Source organism: Diaphorobacter sp. J5-51, from assembly GCF_001023515.1.
Lineage (GTDB): Bacteria > Pseudomonadota > Gammaproteobacteria > Burkholderiales > Burkholderiaceae_C > Diaphorobacter > Diaphorobacter nitroreducens.
Genome location: NZ_JSYI01000001.1, coordinates 1 through 23259, shown reverse-complemented (window position 1 = coordinate 23259; position 23259 = coordinate 1). Strand labels below are relative to the sequence as shown.

Below are 23259 nucleotides of genomic sequence, written 5' to 3'. Positions count from 1 at the left end.
CGCTCACGCAGCCGGGCGCTTCGTCTGACGAAGATCAAGGCCCATGCAAATCCATGCGAATGACATGGTCTTCCCTTATGGGTTGTCACGCAAAGGTCTGCGACCGTCGGCAGGCTATGCCCCGCCCCCGACAACACCAATGGACAAAAGAGAAGACCCTGTATGCCTTTCATGCCCTGGACCGCGGAACTGGAACTTGGCCTGCCCGAAATCGACGACCAGCACCGTCAACTGGTCGCGCTGACCAACGCCCTGCACGATGAACTGAGCGCGGCGAGCCCGCGCCGCAGCGCCGTGGGCGAAATTTTGGAAGGCTTGGTGGACTACACGCGCAACCACTTCATCGTGGAGGAGGTGCTGTTCCAGCAGCACGACTACGCCGAAACTCCTGTCCATAAGGCCGAGCATGACGGCTTCACGCGCAAGGCCATGGATCTGCTGACGCGCTTTGACGGCGGGCAGGAGGTCATGCTGGAGGCGCTGGAATTCCTCAAGCAATGGCTGGTGCACCACATCTGCAAGGTGGACCGCGCCTACCTGCCGTTCATGCGCGAGGCGCTGCAGGCGCAACGCACCGTCGCCCTGGCTTGAAAGGGCATGGAAAAAAGCCACTGCGCGGAGTGGCTTGGCAAAGCGGGAGCGCGGTCGCTCCCCGCCGGGCGTCAGGCCAGGGTGACGCGCGCGAACTTGCGCTTGCCGACCTGCACCACGTAGCTGCCCGCTTCCAGCTTCAGGCCCTTGTCGCTGACCACGACGCCGTCCACGCGCACGCCGCCGCCGTCGATGAGGCGGTTGGCCTCGCTGGTCGAGGGCGCAAGGTTGGCCTGCTTGAGCAGCGCGCCGATGCCCAGGGGCGCGCCCGCCAGGCGGACTTCGGGAATGTCGTCGGGGATGCCGCCCTTGCTGCGGTTGATGAAATCCTGCTCGGCCGCGTCGGCCAGCGCGGCGCTGTGAAAGCGCGCGGTGATCTCCTTGGCCAGCATCACCTTGGCATCCTTGGGATTGCGGCCTGCCGCCACCTCGGCCTTGAGCGCGGCGATTTCGCCCAGGCTCTTGAACGACAGCAGCGTGTACCAGTCCCACATCAGGGTGTCCGAGATGGAGAGCACCTTGGCGAACATGGAGTTGGCGTCCTCCGTGATGCCGATGTAGTTGTTCTTGGACTTGGACATCTTGTCCACGCCATCCAGCCCCACCAGCAGCGGCATGGTGAGCACACACTGCGGCTCCTGCCCCCATTCTTGCTGCAGATGGCGTCCCATGAGCAGGTTGAACTTCTGATCAGTGCCGCCCAGCTCCAGGTCGCTCCTGAGCGCTACCGAGTCATAGCCCTGCAGTAGCGGGTAGAGGAACTCGTGCAGGCTGATGGAGCTGCCGTCGGTGAAGCGCTGGTGGAAATCGTTGCGCTCCATCATGCGTGCCACCGTGTACTTGGCCGACAGCTGAATCATGCCGCGCGCGCCCAACTGGTCGCACCACTCGCTGTTGTAGCGGATCTCGGTACGCGCTGGGTCCAGCACCTTGGCCGCCTGGGTGTAGTAGGTTTCGGCGTTGACCTTGATCTGCTCGGCCGTCAGGGGCGGGCGCGTGCTGTTGCGGCCCGACGGGTCGCCGATCAGCGTGGTGAAGTCGCCGATCAGGAAGATGACCTGGTGGCCCAGGTCCTGCAATTGGCGCATCTTGTTGAGCACCACCGTGTGGCCCAGGTGGATGTCCGGCGCCGTGGGGTCCAGCCCGAGCTTGATGCGCAGCGGCTGGCCCGTGGCCTCCGAACGCGCCAGTTTCTGGGTCCATTCTTCTTGGGGCAGAAGCTCGTCGACCCCGCGCAGGGAGACTTCAAGCGCCCGTCCTACACCATCGGTCACCGGGAATGTTGTAACAGCAGATTGATTCATAAGGGTTTTTTGGGGTGCCGCCAGGGCCCCAACGACTATACTTCCGGGCACTTTCCAGCCGTGGATTCTAGTGGGCCACCCGTACGCCCGGCGTTCGCTCCCTTCCACAGCACTACGACATTGACAGTGCCTCCCGCCCTTTAAGACCCTGGCCCGGGGCCTGGAAGCACACAGACGCCTGGGGTAAGACTCTTGAACAACGGCTTGACGACCGCCTGCCTGGTATTGCTCAACCAACTGAAGCAGTCCGTTCAGAAACATCCAAAACGCATCACCGCCGCCGTGGCCACCCTGCTGCTCACCGGCGGCGGCGGTGCCTTCGCAGTGGCTTCCTTCGCTCCCGACCCGGCCGACCTGCCCGTGCGCACCGTCACGCAGGCCGTGCAGTCGCTGGCGGCAGACGAACCGCTATCGTCGCTGGTGGACATCCCGCAGTACGCGCTGTACCGCTCCGACGTCACCCGCAGCGCCGATACCGCCGAGAGCATCCTGCAGCGCCTGGGCGTGGCAGACCCCGCCGCTTCGGCCTTCCTGCGCAGTGACGCCAACGTGCGGCAGAACCTGCTGGGACGCACCGGCCGCTCGATGTCCGCCGAGACGACCGACGACCACCGCCTCACCCGCCTGACGGCGCGCTGGGCCCCCGACGACAGCGAGAGCTTCAAGCGCCTGGTGGTCGAGCGCCAGCAGGACGGCAGCTTCGCCTCGCGCATCGAGACGGCGCCGCTGACGGTGGGCAGCCGCCTGGCGGGCGGCATCATCCGCAGCTCGCTGTTTGCAGCAACGGATGCCGCCAACATTCCCGACGCCGTCGCCGTGCAGCTGGCAGAGGTGTTCTCCGGTGACATCGACTTCCGGCGCGCCCTGCGCAAGGAAGACCGCTTCTCGGTGGTGTATGAAACCCTGGAGGCAGATGGCGAGCCCCTGCGCAGCGGCCGCGTGCTGAGCGCCGAGTTCCACAATGGCGACAAGACCCACAGCGCCGTCTGGTTCCAGGAGCCGGGAGCCACCAAGGGCTCGTACTACACGCTGGACGGCGAGAGCATGCGCCGCGCCTACCTGTCGTCGCCGGTCGAGTTCTCCCGCGTCTCCAGCGGCTTTGCGATGCGGTTCCACCCCATCCACAAGACCTGGCGCGCGCACCTGGGTACCGATTTCGCGGCACCGACCGGTACTTCTGTACGCACGGTAGGCGACGGCGTGGTGGATTTCGCCGGCGTGCAGAACGGCTACGGCAACGTGGTGTACATCAAGCACCGCAACCAGCACGTCACCGTCTACGCGCACCTGAGCCGCATCGACGTGCGCAAGGGCGAAAGCGTGGAGCAGGGCCAGAAGATTGGCGCCGTGGGCTCCACCGGCTGGGCCACGGGCCCGCACCTGCACTTCGAATTCCGCGTCGCGGGCGAGCACAAGGACCCGATGGTTATTGCGCGCCAGAGCGAGGCAGCCCAGCCGGTCTCGGCCGCCGCACGCCCGGCATTCGACCGCCTGGCCGGCAACATGCGCGTGCAGCTGTCCTCCGCCGCACAGATCCTGCAAGCCAGCGCCGAGTAACGCCCTTCGCCCATGGATACGCCGCCACGGTGGTTCATCGGGCTGATGTCGGGCACGTCGCTGGACGGCGTGGATGGTGTGCTCGCGCATTTTTCAGGCCAAAAATGCACTGTAGCCCAGCATGCATCAGCGCCATTAGCTCCTAATTTAAGAGCAGAACTCCTCGCTCTCAACAGCACCGGCCACGACGAACTGCACCGCGCGGCGCTCGCCGCGAATGCGCTGGCGCGTACCTATGCGAAGGTAGTCCACCGTCTGCTGGACCAAGCGGGCCTCACGGCGGCCGCGGTGCAGGCCCTGGGCGCGCATGGGCAGACGGTGCGCCACCGGCCGCAGGCGTTCGATGGCACGGGCTACACGCTGCAACTCAACCAGCCCGCCTTGCTGGCCGAAATCACCGGCATTACCGTCGTGGCCGACTTCCGCAGCCGGGACGTGGCGGCGGGCGGCCAGGGCGCGCCGCTGGTGCCCGCCTTCCACCGCGGCGTGTTCGGCCAAGCCGGACGCACCGTGGCGGTGCTGAACCTGGGGGGCATTTCCAACCTGAGCATCCTGCGGGCCGACGGGACCACCGTGGGGTTTGACTGCGGCCCGGCCAACGCCCTTATGGATCACTGGTGCGAGCGGCATACGGGGCAGCCCTACGACCACGAAGGCGCCTGGGCACGCAGCGGCCATGTCCTGCCCGCCCTGCTGGAGGCGATGCTGGACGAGCCATTCCTCGCCCTTGCGCCCCCAAAGAGCACAGGGCGTGACCTGTTCCATCCGCAATGGCTGGCCACACGTCTTGCGGCCAGCGCCGTGGGCGCCGCGCCCCAGGATGTCCAGGCCACCCTTGCCGAGTACACGGCCCTTACGTGCGTCCAGGAGCTGTCACGGCACGCACGGGACTGCGGGCTGTTGATCGTCTGCGGCGGCGGGGCACTGAACCGCTATCTGATGGAGCGCCTACAGCAATTGGCGCCGACGGTTCGCGTCGAAAGCTCGGATCACCACGGGCTGCCTCCCCTGCAGGTCGAAGCGGCTGCCTTCGCGTGGCTGGCGCATCAATGCGTCAACGGCCAGACAGCCAGATTGCCCGCGGTCACGGGCGCCCGCGGGGAGCGTATCCTCGGCGCCATCTACCCCGCCTGAGCAATCTGCCACGCAGCCATAAAAAAGCCGCCCGTAGGCGGCGGATTCTCATGGGCTGTGCGTCAGTGGTCTTCCACGGAGAAGCTGGAGCCGCAGCCGCATGTCGAAGCGGCATTCGGGTTCTTGATGACGAACTGCGCACCCTGCAGGTCTTCCTTGTAGTCGATCTCTGCACCCACCAAGTATTGGTAGCTCATGGCATCGATGAGCAGTGACACACCGTTCTTGGTCATGGTGGTGTCGTCTTCGTTCGTGATTTCATCAAATGTGAAACCATACTGGAAGCCCGAGCATCCCCCGCCCTGCACGAAGACCCGCAGCTTGAGGTCAGGATTGCCTTCTTCGGCAATCAACTCGGCCACCTTGGCGGCGGCGCTGTCGGTGAAAAGGATGGGGGCGGGCATCTCGGTCGTGGTGTTCTCGGCAACGGCGCTCATGAAGGGCTCCTTGGGTCAGTCTTTGTTTCGATGGTAAGGCATAGCCCCCCAGCGCTCCGTTCACTGTGCGTTTGACGCCAGTTTCAGTGTGGGCTTTTCTTCCAGCAGCAGCGGCGCGGCCGGGCAGAGCTGCCCGGCAATCACCGCGCCCTGGTGCATTTCAAGGGCCTTGTAATGCACGTTACCTGTGATCCGCGCCTTGGGCTGAACCTCCAGCAGCTCCGTGGCATATACGGGCCCCTCCACCGTTCCGTTGACGATGACATGGGCGGCATGCACCGCACCTTCCACCTTTGCTGATTCGGACACCACCACAATGCTGGGTTCAGCCGAAGACCGCAGGTCGCCGATCACTTCGCCATCCACCCGCAATCCGTCAGCGAACAGCACATCGCCCTGCACGCGCGTTCCTTGCGCAATCAGGCTCTTGATCGGGGGTGGCTTCTTGCGCGAAAACATGTGGTATTCCCTCGGGGTGTAGTAGTCATTGCCATGCGGGTCCGCAGCCGGGCCCTATGGCTCTAGTGAAAAAGTCTGGGCGGCGCGCAACGAGGTTCCATCCATCAGGCGCGCGGTCACGGTTTTTACCATGGCGCCCGGCGGCAGGGCCGCCACGCCCTGAACCCGCCGGTACTGCCGGAACTGAAGCGGCTGGATGACCGCTGGAGACGTGGAGGACCACTCCGCCCCGTTCAGCGTGCCCGCCAGCAGCAGTTCCAGCCGGCCCTTGAATTCCGGCGCATTGCGCATGGGCTGCATGGCCAGCACCTGCCAGCGCAACTGCCCACCTCCCTCCAAGGTCTCAGCATGCAGCCCGCGGATGGTCAGGTTGCCAGGCTTGCCGGTGGGGGTCAGCTTCTCGAAGAAGCCCAGGTCCTCCCGCAGGCTACGGTTGTCGGCTTCGAGTTGCCGCAGTTGCTCCAGCAGACGATCCATGGCCGCCTGCTCGGCTATGCGCAGGCTGCCCGCGGCTTCCTGCTTTTCGTGCTGGAGACGGTTGTGCTCGCGCAACTGCGACACCTCTGCACGAAGGCGCTGCAATTCCTCCCGGCTGCCCGCGTCCAGCCCGGCGATCCGTTTGCCCAGGTCGAAGGCCCACAGCGTCATGGCCGCGCACAGGCCCAGGACGATGGCCACGGCCGCCCAGCGCAGCGGCCACGGAAGCGCGCTGCGCACGGTGACGCGCGGAGCGGAGATCGTGAGGCGGCGGCGCAGCAGTCGGTAACGCATGGGCAGTGCACGTTTCTTTCAGTGGGATGGTCGCCGCCCGCGGCAACGCCCAAAAACAAAAAAACCGCCCCGAAGGGCGGTTTCTGCAGTCTGCAGCACGCCGAGGGGCGCTGCAGCATAACGCAAGGCAGTGGCCGAGGCTTAGCGCTTCGAGAACTGCTTGGCGCGGCGTGCGGAGTGCAGACCGACCTTCTTACGTTCGACTTCACGAGCATCACGCGTCACGAAGCCGGCTTGGCTCAGTGCGGGCTTCAGCGTCGCGTCGTAGTCGATCAGAGCGCGGGTGATGCCGTGGCGGGCAGCGCCAGCCTGGCCGGATTCACCACCGCCGTGCACGTTGATCTGGATGTCGAAGGTTTCGACATGGTTGGTCAACGCCAGGGGTTGCTTGGCAATCATGATCGAGGTTTCGCGGCCGAAGTACTGCTGAATGTCTTTGCCATTCACAGTGATCTTGCCGGAACCCTTCTTCAGAAACACGCGGGCGACGCTGGACTTGCGACGGCCGGTGCCATTGTTCCATTCACCAATCATTCAAGGCTCCTTAGATTTCCAGCGCTTTAGGCTGCTGAGCGGTGTGCGGATGTTCCGCGCCGCCGTACACCTTGAGCTTCTTGATCATGGCGTAGCCGAGCGGGCCCTTGGGCAGCATGCCCTTGACGGCCTTTTCCAGCGCGCGGCCGGGGTGCTTGGCTTGCAGATCGCGGAAGTTCGTGGCCGTGATACCGCCGGGATAACCCGAGTGGCGGTAGTACACCTTGTCCAGGGACTTGGTGCCGGTGACCTTGAGCTTGGAGGCGTTGATGATGACGATGTAGTCGCCGGTATCAACGTGAGGCGTGTAAATGGCTTTGTGTTTGCCGCGCAGACGGAGGGCAACTTCGCTGGCTACCCGGCCGAGCACCTTGTCGGTGGCGTCAATCACAAACCACTCGTGCACGACCTCAGCGGGCTTTGCGCTGAATGTGGACATGAGTTTCTCTTTTCTAGAGGTGGTTTGGCGGTCCTTTTCCACGGTCGGTGCTTTTCTGATGAAAGCCTCTTAGGTGGGATGTCGCGCTTCGCCGCGGGACCTAAAAATCGCTGCGAAGCCGGCCATTATACAAAATCGACCGCTGCGCAGTGCCCTACTGCGAGTAAAGCTGTCGCCTGCGCTCCTCGGCTTCCTGCCGGCGGCGGTTTTCCACGCAAACGGGATGGTTGGCCAGCCCCGGCTTCTGGCATTGCTCGTGAATGCACAACGGGCGAGCAAAGAAACTGGATGCCTCGCAGGCCTCGTCAGGCCCGAGCACCCTTGCGGGCACCGCAGGGCGTGACGGCGCAGGGGGAGGCGGCGCTGGCTCGGGAGCCGGAGCCACAGGGGCGGGCGCTGGGGCAGGCGCGGTCGCCTCGGCAGCCTTGCGCACAAGCCGGGGTTTGGAAACGACCGCCGGCCGGGCCTCAGCCACCGACGCAGCCTCTTGCTGCACTGCCATTGGCGCGGACGCGGGGTCCGCCGCCTCATGCGACACCATCACCACCTCTGCCGGCTCCGGTGCTGGCGCTGGTGACGCAAGTTCCGTGATGATCTCGTTTTCGGGCGTATACCGCGGCGTGCTCTCCCGGCCTCCCCACCACGGACTGCTGGCGATGACCAGCAGCGCCAGGGAGGCAGCCATACCCCACACCAGGCGTGCCCGTCCGCCATGGCCTGCTCTGACAACACGGGGGGCTGATGCATGGCGTGCAGCCTTCTGGGGGCGGGGTGCGCGCGCGTGCGTCGGGTGGCGTGTACCGGTCGGCGCGTCATGTTGCGGCATCTCGCGCGTATCTGCGAAGGCCTGCGTGTCGCCCGCATCGGCAACGGTTTCCGCAAACACGGTCGCAGGCTCCACGGGTGACACCATGAGGTCTGCCGGCGCGCTAGCCGGCGCCGCCACAACGGTGGCGGCCTGCGGCCGGGAATCCTGCGGCTGCGACATCGCCGTGAGGTCGATCATCGGGACTGCCACGCCCTGCGCATCCTTGCTCGAGGGCTCCACCCAGATGGCGCCCAGTTCGGCACGGAAGTCGAATCCGTCCAGTCCCGCGGGCGCAGCCGTCATGCCCATCGTCTGCAGGAACGCGTCGATCGATTGCGGACGGTCCTGCGGCTGCAGCGCCAGGCATTGCGACACCGCATCGACGAACGGACGCGAGTATTCCACGCCGAACTGCTTGCGCACCGTGCGTGCTACGCGGGAGAACGACACCATGCGGTCACGTATGGCGCGCAAGGTGGCGGGCAACGGCGTGTCGTTGCACAGACAGCCATGCACGACGGCGCCCAGCGAATACAGGTCGCTCCACGGCCCTTGGTGCAGGTGCGGTGCCGCGTCCGTGTACTGCTCTATGGGCGCGTAGTTGACTTTGAGCACGGCCGTGTGCTTCTGGTCCCGGTCGCTGATCGCATGCCGCGCGGCGCCGAGGTCCAGCAGCACTGGTGGGCCATGGTCCTGCAGGAAGATGTTGTCCGGCGAGATGTCACGGTGCAGCGTCTGTCCTTCGTGCAGCACCCGCAACGCGCTGGTGACCGACCACAACACCTTGCGCAGCCATTCCTCGGGGGGCGGCGTGCGCATGTGCGCGCGCGCCTGCTTGAGGGTCAAGCCGCTGTACAGGGGCATGACCATGTAGGCCGTGTGATTGGCTTCCCAGAACCGGAAGACCTTCACCAGCGAGGGATGGTCGAACTGCGCCAGCAGGCGCGCCTCGTCCACGAACGAGGCCAGGCCCGCCTGGAAAGACTGCTCGTCCGACGAGGAACGCACCCAGAGCGAATGCCCGTCCGCGCGGCCCGCCAGGGCGGCAGGCATGTATTCCTTGATCGCGACGAAACGCAGCAGGGAATGGTCGAACGCCTGGTACACCATGCCGAAGCCACCCACGCCCAGCAGCGCCACGATCTCGAACTCTCCCAACCGGGTGCCCGCCGGGAGGGCGTCGACGTGGTGCGCGACGCTGGCGGGCGTGAAGCGGGGGGGGAGCGAAGACATGGAGGGCGTTGCGGACAAGGGATGCGGATCAGCGAGGGCAGCGAAGTCTAACGAGGAAGCGGAGGAAGCACCGCGGCACGCCGCAGCGGACGCCATGATGCGCCAGGCAGCCAGGCCGACGCGCAACAAAGCGCATCCTGTCTGCCAAAAACATCACTTCCCGTACCAAGCGGACCCGCATTGTGCCCGCGATGGCGCTGGTTACCATTGGGTGCATGTTCAGTTACCGCCACGCCTTCCACGCAGGCAACCACGCCGATGTGCTCAAGCACACGGTGCTCATTGCCACCTTGCAACACCTTCTACAGAAAGACGCGGCCCTGACCGTTCTGGACACCCACGCCGGCGCGGGCCTGTACCGGCTCGACGGAGACTATGCCTCCACCAGCGCCGAATCCGCGGACGGCATCCTGCGCCTCGTGCCGCCAGCGGCTCTTCCCGCCCTGGCACCCGCGCTGCAGGACTACGTGGACATGGTGCGCGCCTTCAACCAGGGCGATGCCACGCGCGTCTACCCCGGCTCGCCCTTCATCACGCAGCGCCTCTTGCGCGCCCAGGACAAGCTCAAACTGTTCGAGCTGCACCCCACCGACGCCCGCTCCCTCGCCGGCAACATAGCCCAGCTTGAAGCAGGCAGGCAGGTGGCCGTGCTGCAGGAGGACGGTTTTGAGGGCGTCAAGAAGTTCATCCCCCCACCGGCCCGCCGCGCGCTTGTACTGTGCGATCCCAGCTATGAAATCAAGAGCGACTACCTGCGCGTGCAGGCGCTGTTACAGGATGCGCTGAAGCGCTTTGCGACCGGCGTGTATGCCGTCTGGTACCCCATCATTCCGCGGGCGGAGGCGCACGATCTGCCGCGCCGGCTCAAGACGCTGGCCCAGAAGGCGGGCAAGCCCTGGCTGCATGCGACGCTGACCGTGAAATCCAGCAAACTGGCCTCCCCTGCGGCCGGCGAAGGCGCGCGCCGGCCCGGCCTGCCGGCCAGCGGCATGTTCGTGGTCAACCCTCCCTTCACGCTGCAGGGCGTGCTGCGCGAGGCGTTGCCGCAGATGGCGCAATTGCTGGCCCAGGACCGCAACGCGTCCCACACGCTGGAGGTGGGTTAAGCCCCGGGGCAGCGGCGCCCGCACGATCCCTGGGATGCCGTGGTTTAGCGCCGCCGGGCCCGGCTCTTGCGGGGAGTAGTGCGCGCAGCGCCCTGATTTGTGCGCGCTTGCGCGGCGCCCGCTGGAGCAGCGGCCGGCGAGGCTGCGGGCGTGGACGACGGGTCCAGCTCCGGCAGATCTTCGGGGCAGCTGTCGTCGTCCGGCCCCATGTGCCAGATCTCCGCGGGCTTGATGCCCAAGCCCACCATGCCCAGTTCCTGCGCCGCGGCCTGGCTCAGGTCGATGACCCGGCCTGGCGCGAACGGTCCGCGATCATTGACGCGCACCACCACCACCACCTTGCCGTTGACCAGGCTGCGCACGCACACCCGCGCCCCGAAAGGCAACGTGCGGTGCGCGGCGGTGAGTTCCCCACGGTCAAAACGCTCGCCGCTGGCCGTGCGCCGGCCATGCAGGCTGCCGCCGTACCAGGAGGCCAGCCCGCGCCCGAGCAGCACGCCGCTTTCTTCCTCGTCTTCGCGGCCGCGCTCGATGGCGGTATCGGCTTCACGCGGAGAAGACGGTGCCGAGCGCACCCTGCCCTCCTTGCGAGCCCGCGGCGGGGCCGATACACCGGAGTCCGGTGGGCTGTCCGCCTGCGCGCCCGCCGGTCCCGGCAGTGCCTGCGACGGGCCATGTGCTATTACAGGGGGCGCATCGGCGGGTGGCGCCGCGCAACCCGCCAGCACGGCCGCCAACAGCACGCCGGCCAACCACCGTCCCATGCGGCCGGGATGCAAAGGGTCAGAAGTCGCCGCAGCGGGTGATGACGTTGGTCTCAAAACGGCGCAGATCATTGCGTTCACCCGGTGTCAGGTCGGTGCGCGCTCTCTTGGCGGCCAGGATGCGCTTGGACTCCGCGCATTGCAGCGCCTTGCGGCTTTCCTGCTCCTCCTGCGCCAGTTGGGCTTGTTCCTCGCGCTCGCGCTCTGTGCGGCGCTGGCTGCGTGCCTCGCGGCGCTCGCGGTAGTAGCGCGAGGCGGCATCGCTCTCCTCGTCGCTGCAGTCGCGCCGGTATTCGCGCTGCATGCCTGCGATGACGTCGTAGCTGGAGCCGTTGGCCGATGCCCCGCGGATGCTGTTTTGCAGCGTGCGGCAGCGCCCGCTCATGTAGCTCTCGTATTCCGGCACCTCGCGCATCGCACTGCTGCGCCGGGACGGAGCGGGCGCATAGCTGCGGGGCTCTGCACGCGGCTCCACCGGCCCCGCCGAGACGGCGCTGGTCACCATGCCTTTCGGGCACGGGCGCGCCAGGGTGTAGACGGCGCCCTGCTCGTCGCGGCAGGAATAGCGCGTCTGCGCCGACGCGGGCGATGCCATCGCAAGCGACAGCGTGGTGAACAGCAGGGAGGCAATGACGGGACTCATACCGCAAACGCGCAGGGGATAGGAGGAAGAGGACGGGAAAAAGCTGCCGATATTACCCATCCCCGCTGCTTCAGAGCCCCAGGCGGTCGCAGATTTCCAACGTGGCCGCGCTCTGGTTCATGGTGTAGAAGTGCAGGCCCGGCACGCCCTCGCGGCGCAGTTGCTCGCACAGGTGCGTGACGACATCCAGGCCGAAGGCGCGAATGCTCGCCACATCGTCACCATAGCCCTGCAGGCGCAGGCGGATCCAGCGCGGGATCTCGGCGCCGCAGGCGTCCGAAAAGCGCAGCAGCTGCGACGCGCCCATGATCGGCATGATGCCCGGCACCACGGGCACGTCCAGCCCCAGGCGGCGCACGTCCTGCACGAAGCGCAGGTAGGCGTCGGCATTGAAGAAGTACTGTGTGATGGCCGAGTCGGCGCCCGCGCGCACCTTGGTGGCAAAGGCCTGCAGGTCGGCATCAGACGAACGTGCCTGGGGATGGACCTCGGGGTAGGCTGCCACCTCGATGTGGAAGTCGCGCCCCGTCTCGGCGCGGATGAACGCCACCAGATCGCTCGCGTAATGGAACTCGCCCCCGATGCCGTAGCCACTGGGCAGGTCGCCGCGCAGCGCAACCAGGCGCTTCACGCCCATGGCTTTCAGCTCGGCGAGCTGCGCGCGCACGCCGTCCTTGGTGGCGCCGATGCACGAGAAGTGCGAGGCCGCGCTCACGCCCTCGGCGAGGATCTCGCGCACCGTGCCGAAGGTGCCCGCCTGCGTGGAGCCCCCCGCGCCGTAGGTGACGGAGCAGAACTCGGGCCGGCGCGCATACAGCTGCTGGCGCACGGCGCGCAGTTTGTCGGCGCCCTCGGGCGTCTTGGGCGGGAAGAATTCAAAGCTGACCGGAAAGGCCGTGGAAAGGCTCATGCCTTCCTCCTTGCATGGATGAAGAACTCGCGGTTGCCGTCGCCCCCCTCGATGGGGCTATCGATCCAGGCCACCACGTGCAGCCCCAGCTCCGCGCAGCAGTCACGGATGCGCTGCTCCACCTGCGGATACAGCTGCGCATCGCGCACGATGCCGCCCTTGCCCACTTGGCCGGGCTGCAACTCAAACTGCGGCTTGACCAGCATCAACAGCTGGCCCTGCTCTTTCAACAGCGGCACCAGCGCAGGCAGCACCAGCGTGAGCGAGATGAAGGACAAGTCGCCGGTGACGAGATCGAACGCCGGCGTGATGTCCACGTCCTCGCACCCGGGACGGCGGCGGCGCTGCACGGGCAATGAGCCCTCGGCGCGTGCCTTGGCCTTGGCGGCGCGCTCGGCCTTGAAGCTCTCGATCTCATGCTCCTTGGCGTCGTCGCTGTCGTCGTACTCATCGTCCACCATGCCGCCGTTGCGCATCCAGGCGTAGGGGGCCTGGGGCTGGGTGTCGTTGTCTTCCGCGTCCTCGATGACTTCGGACAGCGCCACGTCGCAGGCGTCCTGCAACGCCTCGGGCGTGAGGGCCCGGGCATTCACGCCTTCCACGCAGACCACCCGCGGGTCGGCGCGCAGCCGCTCGTGCAACTGGCCGTGGCCCACGTCCACGCCAATCACCTGGGCGGCGCCATGTGCCAGCAGGCAGTCGGTGAAACCGCCGGTGCTCTGCCCCACGTCCAGGCAGCGCAGGCCAGCCACTTGCATGCCCGTGGCCGCCAGCGCGCCTTCAAGCTTGAGGCCGCCGCGCGAGAGGTACTTGGCCTCCGCAGCGTCCAGCAGCTGCACCTCGACCCCCGCAGGAATGTCGTCGCCGTTCTTGGCCACCTTCTGCCACGGCAGCGTGGGCGCCAGGCGCCACTGCACGCCGGCGGCAATCAACCGCTGGGCCTGCGACCGGGTGGCCGCGTAGCCGCCTTCCACCAGAAATACGTCCGCGCGCATCGCGCTATCCTCTCATATCGATAGCTGGCAGCGCTTGCAGCGAGCCAATTTCAGCAATTTTTCATGCTGAAAACGACTACTGGCAAGCGCAAGCAGCTATGCTTTTTAACAATCAATAGCGGTAGGTGTCGGGCTTGTAGGGGCCCTGCTTCGGCACGCCGATGTAGGCGGCCTGCTCGTCGCTCAGCTCGGTCAGCATGGCGCCCACCTTCTTCAGGTGCAGGCGCGCCACCTTCTCGTCCAGGTGCTTGGGCAGCACGTAGACCTTGCCCACGTCGTAGCCCTCGGGGTGGGTGAACAACTCGATCTGCGCGATCGTCTGGTTGGCGAACGAGTTGGACATCACGAAGCTGGGGTGGCCCGTGCCGCAGCCCAGGTTCACCAGGCGGCCCTTGGCCAGCAGGATGATGCGCTTGCCGTCCGGGAAGATCACATGGTCGACCTGGGGCTTTATTTCTTCCCACTGGCAGTGCTCTTCGAGCTTGGCGACCTGGATCTCGTTATCGAAGTGGCCGATGTTGCAGACGATGGCCTGGTCCTTCATCGCCTTCATGTGCTCGAAGGTAATGACGTCGCGGTTGCCCGTGGTGGTCACGAAGATGTCGGCCTTGTCGGCGGCCCACTCCATGGTCACGACCTTGAAGCCTTCCATGGCAGCCTGCAGGGCATTGATGGGGTCGATCTCGGTCACCCACACCTGGGCGCTCAGGGCGCGCAGCGCCTGGGCCGAGCCCTTGCCCACGTCGCCATAGCCCGCCACCACGGCCACCTTGCCGGCAATCATCACGTCGGTGGCGCGCTTGATGCCGTCCACCAGCGACTCGCGGCAGCCGTACAGGTTGTCGAATTTGGACTTGGTCACCGAATCGTTCACGTTGATCGCACGGAACAGCAGCGTGCCCTTGGCCGACATTTCCTTGAGGCGGTGCACGCCGGTGGTGGTCTCTTCGGTCACGCCGATGATCTGGGCGCTCTTGCGGCTGTACCAGGTGCTGTCCTCGGCCAGCTTGGCCTTGATGGCGGCGAACAGGATGCGCTCTTCCTCGCTGCCGGGGTGGGCCAGCACGGAAGCGTCCTTTTCAGCGCGCTTGCCCAGGTGCATCAGCAGCGTGGCGTCGCCGCCATCGTCCAGGATCATGTTCGGGCCTTCGCCCTCGCTGCCCTTGGGGCCGAAGTCGAAGATGCGGTGGGTGTAGTCCCAGTAGTCCACCAGGGTTTCGCCCTTGATGGCGAACACCGGCGTGCCCGTGGCGGCAATCGCGGCGGCGGCGTGGTCCTGCGTGGAGAAGATGTTGCACGAGGCCCAGCGCACGTCGGCGCCCAGGGCCTTGAGGGTCTCGATCAGCACGGCCGTCTGGATGGTCATGTGCAGCGAGCCGGTGATGCGTGCGCCCTTCAGGGGCTGCTTGGCCGCGAATTCCTCGCGGATGGCCATCAGGCCGGGCATCTCGGTCTCGGCAATGCGGATTTCCTTGCGGCCCCAGTCGGCCAGGGAGATATCGGCAATCGCGGAGTCGGCTGGGGACTTGAGAACAGCGCTCATGGTGGTTTCCTTGATGGGTATCTGAAAAAACCGCGCCTGGGGGATGGGGCTCACCGCACCGCAAGGCGTGGGTGAGCGTCGTTGCTGGGTATGACTTCCGAGCCTCGCGCCCCGCCGTGCTGGGGACGCTGCAACGCTCCTCGGAAAGTGCAAGATTATACCGGCGCCCCCGCACCACGCGCCGCGCCGTAGAATCCCCGCCCAATGCCAGGGCGCTCCCGCAGGGTGCGCCCGCCTCTTCTCGCACCGGCCGCAGCGCACCGCGCGGCCCTCACCCAGAATCACTGTGTCGTACGCCCCAGAAACCCGGCGCCGCCGGACTTTTGCCATCATCTCCCACCCCGACGCCGGCAAGACCACGCTGACGGAAAAGCTGCTGCTGTTCTCCGGCGCCATCCAGATCGCCGGCGCCGTGAAGGGCCGCAAGGCCAGCCGCCACGCCACGTCCGACTGGATGGAGATCGAGAAGCAGCGCGGCATCTCGGTGGCGTCGAGCGTGATGCAGATGAGCTACCGCGACCATGTCATCAACCTGCTGGACACGCCGGGCCACAAGGACTTCTCGGAAGACACCTACCGCGTGCTCACGGCCGTCGATTCGGCCCTGATGGTGATCGACGCGGCCAACGGCGTGGAGGCGCAGACGCGCCGCCTGATCGAGGTCTGCCGCCAGCGCGACACGCCCATCATCACCTTCGTCAACAAGATGGACCGCGAGGTGCGCGACCCGCTGGACATCCTCGACGAGGTGGAGCGTGAGCTGGGCATGCCCTGCTGCCCCATCACCTGGCCCGTGGGCCAGGGCAAGAGCTTCGGCGGCATCATCAACCTGCGCACGCAAAGCATGACGGTCTTCCAGCCCGGCAGCGAAAAGCGCCCGCAGGACTTCGAGGTCATTCCTCTTTCCGACGCCGACAAGCTGCGCGCGCGCTTCGGTCAGGCCTTTGACGACGCACTGGAAAGCATGGAGCTGGCGCAAGGTGCCTCGGCGCCCTGGGACCATGAAGCCTTCCTGGCCGGCAAGCTCACACCGGTGTTCTTCGGCTCGGGCGTGAACAACTTCGGCGTGATGGAAGTGCTGGATGCGGTGGTGGACATGTCGCCCCCGCCCGGCCCGCGCAAGAGCTCGCTCGTCGTCAACAAGCAGACCGTCGAGAAGACCATCCTGCCCGAAGACGAAGGCTTTTCGGGCGTGGTGTTCAAGGTGCAGGCCAACATGGACGCCAACCACCGCGACCGCATCGCCTTCGTGCGCGTGGCCAGCGGCAAGTACACGCCCGGCATGAAGCTCAAGGTGCAGCGCACCGCCAAGGAACTGCGCCCCACCAGCGTGGTCACCTTCATGAGCCAGCGCCGCGAGGCGGTGGAAGAGGCCTACGCCGGCGACATCATCGGCTTCACCACGCACGGCGGCGTGCAGCTGGGCGACACCATCACCGACGGCGCCAACCTGCAGTTCACCGGCCTGCCGTTCTTCGCACCCGAGATGTTCATGACCGTGGTGCTGAAGAACCCGCTGCGCACCAAGCAACTGCAGCAGGGCCTGATGCAATTGGGCGAGGAAGGCGCCATCCAGGTCTTCAAGCCCGAGGCCGGCGGCAACATGCTGCTGGGTGCCGTGGGCCAGCTGCAGTTCGAAGTGGTGCAGCACCGTCTGAACACCGAATACGACTGCGACATCCGTCTGGAAGCCTGCCAGTACACGGGAGCCCGCTGGATCACCGCCGACACGCCGGCCGAACTGCGCGAGTTCGAGAACGCCTACCCCATGCGCATGGCGCGCGATGCGGCGGACACGCTGGCCTATCTGTGCACGAGCCCATATGACGTACGGCTGGCGCAGGAGCGGTTCCCGAAGATTCACTTCCATCCGCTGCGGGAGCATGCGGGGTTGGCGTTGCAGAACAGTTGACGCGACCCCCATCCGCCATGCACCCTCTTGCCTCATGGGACGAGTTGGCGCGCACGTGCATCACCGGCGTGCTCACCGACATCGACGACACCCTGACCACCGATGGCGCCATCACCGCCGATGCCCTGCAGGCGCTGGCCGACCTGAAAGCCGCAGGGCTGCACGTCATTCCGATCACGGGCCGGCCGGTGGGCTGGAGCGAGCCTTTTGCCGCTGCCTGGCCGGTGGACAGCATCGTTGCTGAGAACGGTGCGGTGGCGCTGCTGCGGGCGTCCCGAAATTTTGCCCCAAATGGCCTACAGTCCCCGTGCGATAAGCGCGAGCAGCTATTAAAGTTGTATCAACAGGACGCCGCCACGCGCGCCTCCAACTTCGCGCGCATGCAACAGGTGCTGGCCGAGATTGAAGCCGCCGTGCCCGGCGCCCGGCGCGCCACCGACTCGCCGGGGCGCGAGACGGACATCGCCATCGACCACAGTGAATTCACGCACCTGCCCCAGGCGGCCATCGATCAGGCGGTGGCGCTGATGCATGCCGCGGGCATGAACGCCACGGTGAGCAGCATCCACATCAATGGCTGGTTCGGCGCGCACAACAAGCTGGAGGGTGCGCGCTGGATCGTGCGCGAGCTGTTCGGGCGTGATCTGGACGCCGAGCTGGAGCGCTGGGTCTACATCGGTGACTCCACCAATGACCAGCTCATGTTTGCGCACTTCCCGCACAGCGTGGGTGTGGCCAATATTGCGCGTTTCGTGCCCCAACTGCAGCATCTGCCGCGCTATGTGACGCAGGGCGAGCGCGGGGCAGGGTTTGCAGAACTTGCGCAATCCTTGCTCGCCATCAACGATCGCTGACATCGACCGTCCAGGTGCGCGCTGCACTACCAAAACGCCACGGGGGCTTCACAGCTGGCCTTCTAGAATGACCCTTTTCATAAAAAGGGTTACACCATGGCAAGGCGCATTCCCGCAATGCTGGCGCTGGCGTTGTTCGCCGGGCTGGCGTGGCAACCCGCGGCGATGGCCCAGGCCGGCCGCAGCAAGGTGGACATCGACACGCGCTTGCAGCAAGCCATGGCGGACCCCAAGCTGGCCGACGAACTCTACAAGGTGGGCCGCAAGGTCTCGGCGGTGTGCGCCAACTGCCATGGCGACGGAGGCAACAGCACCAAACCCTCGGTACCCAACCTCGCGGGCCAGAACCCGGCCTATCTGCTCGAGCAGGTGCGGCAGTTCGCGGACGGGCGCCGCCGCTACGAGTTCATGGAAGGCATGATCCGCGCGATGAACAGCGACGAGAAGATCGGCATGGTGCTCTTCTACGCCGCGCAGCCCGTCACTCCCAAACCCGTGGCGGACGCAGCGCTGCTGGCCAAGGGGCAGGAGATCTTCGGCAAGAACTGTTTTCGCTGCCATGGCGACATGGGCCGGGGCAACGACCAGATCGCACGCATTGCCGGCCAGCAGACCGACTACCTGCGCAGCACTCTCAAGCGTTACCGCGACGGCCCAAACACGCGCGCCAATTCGATCATGACGCCCAACACCAAGCTCCTCACGGACGCCGACATCGAGTCGCTGGTGGCGTACGTCTCGTCGATGCAATGAAGCACCGCCCGCTCGGGCGGGACGATCACAGCTTGTACGTGGACAGCAGGATGCTGGTTTCGGTGCGCGCGATGCCCGGCGTGAGCCGAATGCGCGTGAGCGCCAGGTCGAATTCCTCCAGGCTCTGCGCGTGCAGCTCGGCCACGATGTCCCAGCGGCCGTTGGTACTGTGCAGCGCGCCAACCAGCGGCTCTCCACGCAGGGCGCGAATCACGTCAGGCGCCGCGTTCCCTTGCACTGCAATGCTCATCCAGGCGCGGATCCGGTGGGGCTCCGACTCGGGGCGCAGCCGCACGGCGTAGCCGACGATGACGCCCTCTTCCTCCAGCCGGCGCAGGCGGTTCTGAACGGTGCCGCGGGCCACGCGCAGACGTACGGCGAGCGCCGCCACCGGCATGCGGGCATCCGCACGCAGCAGCGCAATGATCTCGCGGTCGACGTCGTCCATGTTGCGCATAGTGCCACGGGTTGCTGGCGAAACGCCAGTTTTTTGCGCTTATTGAGCAGTTTGCAGGCTGGCCGCAAGCGCAGGGCCTGTCCACAATGGGGAAACACGTTGGACCGACACCATGACACGCCTCATTGATTTGCCGACCCTTGCTGCCTTCGTGCATGAACGGGGTGCCGCACGCTGCATGACCGAGCTGGCGACCGAGCTTCGCGCCGACTTCCTGCGCTGGGAGTCTTTTGACAAGTCCGCCCGCACGGCCAGCCACAGCCCGCGCGGCGTGATTGAGCTGATGCCCGTGGCTGACGATGCGCTCTATAGCTTCAAGTATGTGAACGGCCATCCCGGCAACCCTGCCGGCGGACTGCCCACAGTGATGGCCTTCGGCGTGCTGGCGGAGGTCCGTACCGGCTATCCGCTGCTGCTGTCGGAGCTGACGCTGACCACGGCGCTGCGCACCGCTGCCACGTCGGCGCTGGCGGCGCAGGCGCTTGCACGACCCGGCAGCCGCCGCATGGCGCTGATCGGCAACGGCGCACAGGCGGAATTCCAGGCCCTGGCCTTCCACGCGTTGCTGGGCATCCGCGAACTGCGGGTGTACGACACGGACCCCGCCGCCACCGACAAGCTGGTGCGCAACCTGGCGCATGTCGATGACCTCACCGTGGAGCGCGCCGCCAGCACGGCCGAGGCCGTGCGCGGCGCGGACATCGTGACCACGGTCACCGCCGACAAGAGCCGCGCCACCATCCTCACTCCCGCGATGGTGGAGCCCGGCATGCACCTGAATGCCGTGGGTGGCGACTGCCCCGGCAAAACCGAACTGCACCCCGATGTGCTGCGCGGGGCGCGCGTGGTCGTGGAATACGAGCCACAAAGCCGCGTGGAGGGCGAGATCCAGCAATTGCCCGCGGACCATCCCGTTACCGAGCTTTGGCGGGTACTGCGCGGCGACGCGCCGGGGCGCACGCGGGCCGACGAAGTCACGGTGTTTGATTCCGTGGGCTTTGCGCTGGAGGACTACTCCGCACTGCGCTACCTGTACCAGCAGGCCCAGGCGCGCGGCCTGGGCGTGGATGTGGAGCTGGTGCCCACAGACGACCCCAAGGACCTGTTCGGCCGCACGCGCGGTGCGAGCGTCCAAGGCCGCACGCGGCTGCGGCGCGTGGCTTGACCGCCTCAAGCCAAATCAGGCTCTAACACCCATCCATAAAGCGCTAGCAGCTATCAAAATAAAAGCAAAAGGCGCCAATGGCGCCTTTTGCCCTTTTGCCCTTTTGCCCCTTTGCTTTTGTACGCCACCCGGGCAAGCCTGGGCCACGGCCCATCCCACTGGCGCGCCCCGGACCATGGCAGCCGTGGGCCGGGCTCTGCCCTGCCGCCGGCTGCGCCCCCTCCTGCAGCGCAGCGCTGCGAGTGTGGGGGAAGGCGCGAAGCGCCTCAGGGGGTGTGCAGAATCAATGCTGCAGGATCTTGTTGAGGAAGTCCTTGGTGCGCGGCTGGCGCGCCTCGGGGTTGCCGAAGAATTCCTCCTTCGAGCAGTCCTCCAGGATCTTGCCGCCCACGTCCATGAAGATCACGCGGTTGCTCACCTTGCGCGCGAAGCCCATCTCGTGCGTCACGCACATCATGGTCATGCCCTCCTGGGCCAGGCCCACCATGACATCCAACACCTCGCCCACCATTTCGGGGTCCAGCGCCGAGGTCGGCTCGTCAAACAGCATCACGATGGGGTCCATCGACAGTGCGCGTGCGATCGCCACGCGCTGCTGCTGACCGCCCGACAGCTGGCCGGGGAACTTGTCCTTGTGCGCCGTCAAGCCCACGCGCTCCAGCATCTTCAGGCCGCGCGCCTTGGCGTCGGTGGGGTTGCGGCCCAGCACCTTGATCTGCGCGATGGTCAGGTTCTCGGTCACCGACAGGTGGGGGAACAGCTCGAAGTGCTGGAACACCATGCCCACGCGGCTGCGCAGCTTGGGCAGGTCGGTCTTGGGGTCGTGCACGGCCACGCCGTCCACGAAGATCTCGCCCTTCTGGAAGGGCTCCAGCGCGTTGATGGTCTTGATGAGGGTGGACTTGCCGGAGCCGGAGGGCCCGCAGACCACCACCACCTCACCCTTCTGGATGTTCGTGGAGCAGTCCGTGAGCACCTGGAAGCTGCCGTACCACTTGGAAACGTTCTTCAGTTCAATCATTGCAATTCCTTGGAACGCCGCTTCAGCGAATGATGGCGATCTTCTTGTGCAGGCGCTTGACCAGCCAGGACAGCGCGTAGCAGAGGATGAAATAGACCACGGCCGCGGCCAGGTAGGCCTCGATCGGGCGGCCATAGTTCTTGCCCGCGATCTCGAAGCCCTTGAGCATGTCGTAGGCACCGATGGCGTACACCAGCGACGTGTCCTGGAACAGGATGATGGTCTGCGTGAGCAGCACCGGCAGCATGTTGCGGAAGGCCTGCGGCAGCACCACCAGGCGCATGTTCTGCCCGTAGGTCATGCCCAGCGCCTGCCCCGCGAACACCTGGCCGCGCGGGATGGACTGGATGCCTGCGCGCATGATTTCGCTGAAGTAGGCGGCTTCGAAGGCGATGAAGGTCACCACCGCCGACACCTCGGCGCCGATGGGGCGACCGATGATCATGGGCACCAGCAGGAAGAACCACAGGATCACCATCACCAGCGGAATCGAGCGCATGCCGTTGACATAGATGGTGGCCGGCACGTCCAGCCACTTCTTGCCCGACAGGCGCATGAGCGCCAGCACCGTGCCCAGCAGGATGCCGCCCACGGTGGCGATCACCGTCAGCACCAGGCTGAAGTACAGCCCCTTGATCACGAAGTTGCTGAACAGCTCCCAGGTGAAGAAGGACCAATCGATATTCAGGTTCATATCAGTGTCCTCCCCCGCCTGCGGCAATCAGGCCCGGCACCCGCGTGCGCTTTTCGATGAACGCCATGATGCGGTTGATGGCAAAGGCCGAGATGATGTACAGCGCCGTGACGGCCAGGTACACCTCGATGCCGCGTGAAGTCTCTTCCTGCGCCTGCATGGCAAACATGGTCAGCTCGGCCACCGAAACGGCAAACGCCACCGACGAGTTCTTGAACACGTTCATGGTCTCGCTGGTGAGCGGCGGGATGATGATGCGAAACGCCATCGGCAGCAGCACGTAGCGGTAGTACTGGAACGTGGTGAAGCCCAGCGCCATGCCCGCATAGCGCTGGCCGCGCGGCAGCGCCTGGATGCCCGAGCGCACCTGCTCGGCGATACGCGCCGAGGTGAAGAAGCCCAGCGCAAACACCACCAGCACGAAGCCCGGCAGCGACTTCATGGCCGGGAAGATCGACGGCACCACGTGGTACCACACAAAGATGTGCACCAGCAGCGGAATGTTGCGAAACAGCTCGACCCAGGCATTGCCCAGGCGCACCGTCCATGGGCGGCCTTCCAGCGTGCGCAGCGTGCCAACCAGCGAACCGACCACCAGCGCAACGGCCAGCGACAGCAAGGAAACGGATACCGTCCAGCCCCAGGCCGACAGCATCCAGTCGAGGTAGGTGATGTCGCCGTTCTTGCCGAAGCAGCTTTGACCGACCTCTTGGGTAATGGTGTCCTGGCAGAACACCTGCCAATCCCAATTCATAGGAGCACCCCTTCTATTCTTCGATCCGTGTTGCCGCGGCGGCACATGGCGGCGCTGGCGCAACAACAAAAAACGCCCCTTCGGGCCCAGAGGCCGAAGGGGCGATGCAATGCAAGCCGATTACTTGACTTCGTACGACTCCATGGGCTTGTCGTTCGGATTCGCCCAGGCTTCCTTGGTGGCTTCAGACAGCGGCAGGCCGATCTTCACGTTGGCCGGCGGGATGGGCTGCATGAACCACTTGTCGTACAGCTTGGCCAGAGAGCCATCGGCAATCTGGCGCTTGATGGAGTCGTCCACGGCCTTCTTGAAGGCGGGATCGTCCTTGCGGATCATGCAGGCGATGGGCTCCACCGACAGCACTTCGCCCACGATCTTAACAGGCCGTTGAAAAAGTGCTTTTCGAACGCATCAGGGACGC

Annotated in this window: 24 protein-coding genes, 1 pseudogene and 1 riboswitch; of the genes and pseudogenes, 8 read left to right on the top strand and 17 right to left on the bottom strand. The window is 65.8% G+C overall.

Going from position 1 to position 23259, the window contains the following annotated elements; translation table 11 throughout:
• The first annotated feature begins 162 nt into the window (after positions 1 to 162).
• Positions 163 to 591: a bacteriohemerythrin gene (locus OX89_RS00125; RefSeq protein WP_047349097.1), complete on the top strand. Its 429-nt coding sequence runs from the start codon at positions 163 to 165 to the stop codon at positions 589 to 591.
• Positions 592 to 662: 71 nt separating this feature from the next.
• Here the strand turns inward: OX89_RS00125 and tyrS are convergent, their stop codons facing one another.
• Positions 663 to 1895: a tyrosine--tRNA ligase gene (gene tyrS, locus OX89_RS00120; RefSeq protein WP_047349096.1), complete on the bottom strand. Its 1233-nt coding sequence runs from the start codon at positions 1893 to 1895 to the stop codon at positions 663 to 665.
• Positions 1896 to 2087: 192 nt separating this feature from the next.
• On the opposite strand from tyrS, the gene OX89_RS00115 reads away from it, so the two are divergent.
• Entirely contained in the window at positions 2088 to 3452 is a 1365-nt protein-coding gene (locus OX89_RS00115; RefSeq protein ID WP_047349095.1) for a M23 family metallopeptidase, read from the top strand.
• 12 nt (positions 3453 to 3464) lie between these two features.
• Positions 3465 to 4586 carry an anhydro-N-acetylmuramic acid kinase gene (locus OX89_RS00110; protein ID WP_047349094.1) on the top strand — a complete coding sequence of 374 codons (1122 nt, stop codon included), beginning with the start codon at positions 3465 to 3467 and terminating at the stop codon, positions 4584 to 4586.
• 62 nt (positions 4587 to 4648) lie between these two features.
• Here the strand turns inward: OX89_RS00110 and erpA are convergent, their stop codons facing one another.
• The 6 genes from erpA to OX89_RS00080 all read right to left on the bottom strand — a co-directional run bounded on the left by erpA (position 4649) and on the right by OX89_RS00080 (position 9267).
• On the bottom strand, positions 4649 to 5023 hold the full coding sequence (gene erpA, locus OX89_RS00105) for an iron-sulfur cluster insertion protein ErpA (protein WP_011804082.1): 375 nt from the start codon (positions 5021 to 5023) through the stop codon (positions 4649 to 4651).
• Between the two features lie 60 nt (positions 5024 to 5083).
• Entirely contained in the window at positions 5084 to 5482 is a 399-nt protein-coding gene (locus tag OX89_RS00100; protein WP_047349093.1) for a polymer-forming cytoskeletal protein, read from the bottom strand.
• A gap of 54 nt (positions 5483 to 5536) precedes the next feature.
• The gene (locus OX89_RS00095) at positions 5537 to 6253 is read right to left on the bottom strand and encodes a DUF6776 family protein (protein ID WP_012655620.1); all 717 of its coding nucleotides are present in this window, start codon (positions 6251 to 6253) and stop codon (positions 5537 to 5539) included.
• A gap of 141 nt (positions 6254 to 6394) precedes the next feature.
• Positions 6395 to 6787, bottom strand: coding sequence for a 30S ribosomal protein S9 (gene rpsI, locus OX89_RS00090; RefSeq protein ID WP_011804080.1), 393 nt, complete (start codon positions 6785 to 6787; stop codon positions 6395 to 6397).
• Positions 6788 to 6797: 10 nt separating this feature from the next.
• Positions 6798 to 7226, bottom strand: a complete 429-nt coding sequence (gene rplM, locus OX89_RS00085) for a 50S ribosomal protein L13 (protein WP_011804079.1) — start codon at positions 7224 to 7226, stop codon at positions 6798 to 6800.
• A gap of 154 nt (positions 7227 to 7380) precedes the next feature.
• Positions 7381 to 9267, bottom strand: a complete 1887-nt coding sequence (locus tag OX89_RS00080; protein ID WP_047349092.1) for a serine/threonine-protein kinase — start codon at positions 9265 to 9267, stop codon at positions 7381 to 7383.
• A 215-nt stretch (positions 9268 to 9482) separates the two neighbouring features.
• Between OX89_RS00080 and OX89_RS00075 the strand changes: the two genes are divergently transcribed.
• Complete coding sequence (locus OX89_RS00075; protein WP_011804077.1) at positions 9483 to 10373, top strand: 23S rRNA (adenine(2030)-N(6))-methyltransferase RlmJ; 891 nt, start codon at positions 9483 to 9485, stop codon at positions 10371 to 10373.
• A gap of 44 nt (positions 10374 to 10417) precedes the next feature.
• Here the strand turns inward: OX89_RS00075 and OX89_RS00070 are convergent, their stop codons facing one another.
• The 5 genes from OX89_RS00070 to ahcY form a co-directional block, all read right to left on the bottom strand.
• Positions 10418 to 11137 carry a septal ring lytic transglycosylase RlpA family protein gene (locus tag OX89_RS00070; RefSeq protein ID WP_047349091.1) on the bottom strand — a complete coding sequence of 240 codons (720 nt, stop codon included), beginning with the start codon at positions 11135 to 11137 and terminating at the stop codon, positions 10418 to 10420.
• 19 nt (positions 11138 to 11156) lie between these two features.
• Positions 11157 to 11780, bottom strand: a complete 624-nt coding sequence (locus OX89_RS00065) for a DUF4124 domain-containing protein (protein WP_234305462.1) — start codon at positions 11778 to 11780, stop codon at positions 11157 to 11159.
• Positions 11781 to 11850: 70 nt separating this feature from the next.
• Positions 11851 to 12690 (bottom strand): methylenetetrahydrofolate reductase [NAD(P)H], encoded by an 840-nt coding sequence (gene metF, locus OX89_RS00060; protein WP_012655616.1) that lies wholly within the window; start codon positions 12688 to 12690, stop codon positions 11851 to 11853.
• Entirely contained in the window at positions 12687 to 13685 is a 999-nt protein-coding gene (locus OX89_RS00055; protein WP_047349089.1) for a TlyA family RNA methyltransferase, read from the bottom strand. Before OX89_RS00055 ends, metF begins: the two co-directional genes overlap by 4 nt.
• Positions 13686 to 13797: 112 nt before the next feature.
• Entirely contained in the window at positions 13798 to 15228 is a 1431-nt protein-coding gene (gene ahcY, locus OX89_RS00050; protein ID WP_011804072.1) for an adenosylhomocysteinase, read from the bottom strand.
• A gap of 66 nt (positions 15229 to 15294) precedes the next feature.
• Positions 15295 to 15376, bottom strand: a riboswitch (S-adenosyl-L-homocysteine riboswitch).
• 138 nt (positions 15377 to 15514) lie between these two features.
• Between ahcY and OX89_RS00045 the strand changes: the two genes are divergently transcribed.
• From OX89_RS00045 to OX89_RS00035, 3 genes are all read left to right on the top strand, one after another.
• Positions 15515 to 17140, top strand: coding sequence for a peptide chain release factor 3 (locus OX89_RS00045; protein WP_047349088.1), 1626 nt, complete (start codon positions 15515 to 15517; stop codon positions 17138 to 17140).
• A 17-nt stretch (positions 17141 to 17157) separates the two neighbouring features.
• On the top strand, positions 17158 to 17994 hold the full coding sequence (locus tag OX89_RS00040) for an HAD-IIB family hydrolase (RefSeq protein ID WP_011804070.1): 837 nt from the start codon (positions 17158 to 17160) through the stop codon (positions 17992 to 17994).
• A gap of 96 nt (positions 17995 to 18090) precedes the next feature.
• A complete protein-coding gene (locus OX89_RS00035) occupies positions 18091 to 18747 on the top strand; it encodes a c-type cytochrome (RefSeq protein WP_011804069.1) in 657 nt (218 codons plus the stop codon).
• A 25-nt stretch (positions 18748 to 18772) separates the two neighbouring features.
• On the opposite strand, the gene OX89_RS00030 is transcribed toward OX89_RS00035, so the two are convergent.
• Complete coding sequence (locus OX89_RS00030) at positions 18773 to 19204, bottom strand: Lrp/AsnC family transcriptional regulator (RefSeq protein WP_047349087.1); 432 nt, start codon at positions 19202 to 19204, stop codon at positions 18773 to 18775.
• Between the two features lie 112 nt (positions 19205 to 19316).
• Here OX89_RS00030 and OX89_RS00025 point away from each other — a divergent pair, with 112 nt between their 5' ends.
• Positions 19317 to 20369: an ornithine cyclodeaminase gene (locus tag OX89_RS00025; protein ID WP_047349086.1), complete on the top strand. Its 1053-nt coding sequence runs from the start codon at positions 19317 to 19319 to the stop codon at positions 20367 to 20369.
• A 283-nt stretch (positions 20370 to 20652) separates the two neighbouring features.
• Here OX89_RS00025 and OX89_RS00020 read toward each other — a convergent pair whose 3' ends face one another.
• The 4 genes and pseudogenes from OX89_RS00020 to OX89_RS00005 form a co-directional block, all read right to left on the bottom strand.
• Positions 20653 to 21390, bottom strand: a complete 738-nt coding sequence (locus OX89_RS00020) for an amino acid ABC transporter ATP-binding protein (RefSeq protein WP_011804066.1) — start codon at positions 21388 to 21390, stop codon at positions 20653 to 20655.
• A 22-nt stretch (positions 21391 to 21412) separates the two neighbouring features.
• Positions 21413 to 22084 carry an amino acid ABC transporter permease gene (locus OX89_RS00015; RefSeq protein WP_011804065.1) on the bottom strand — a complete coding sequence of 224 codons (672 nt, stop codon included), beginning with the start codon at positions 22082 to 22084 and terminating at the stop codon, positions 21413 to 21415.
• Position 22085: 1 nt separating this feature from the next.
• Positions 22086 to 22838: an amino acid ABC transporter permease gene (locus OX89_RS00010; RefSeq protein ID WP_011804064.1), complete on the bottom strand. Its 753-nt coding sequence runs from the start codon at positions 22836 to 22838 to the stop codon at positions 22086 to 22088.
• 120 nt (positions 22839 to 22958) lie between these two features.
• Positions 22959 to 23219, bottom strand: a pseudogene (locus OX89_RS00005) (transporter substrate-binding domain-containing protein); the annotation flags it as partial.
• Positions 23220 to 23259 lie beyond the last annotated feature (40 nt).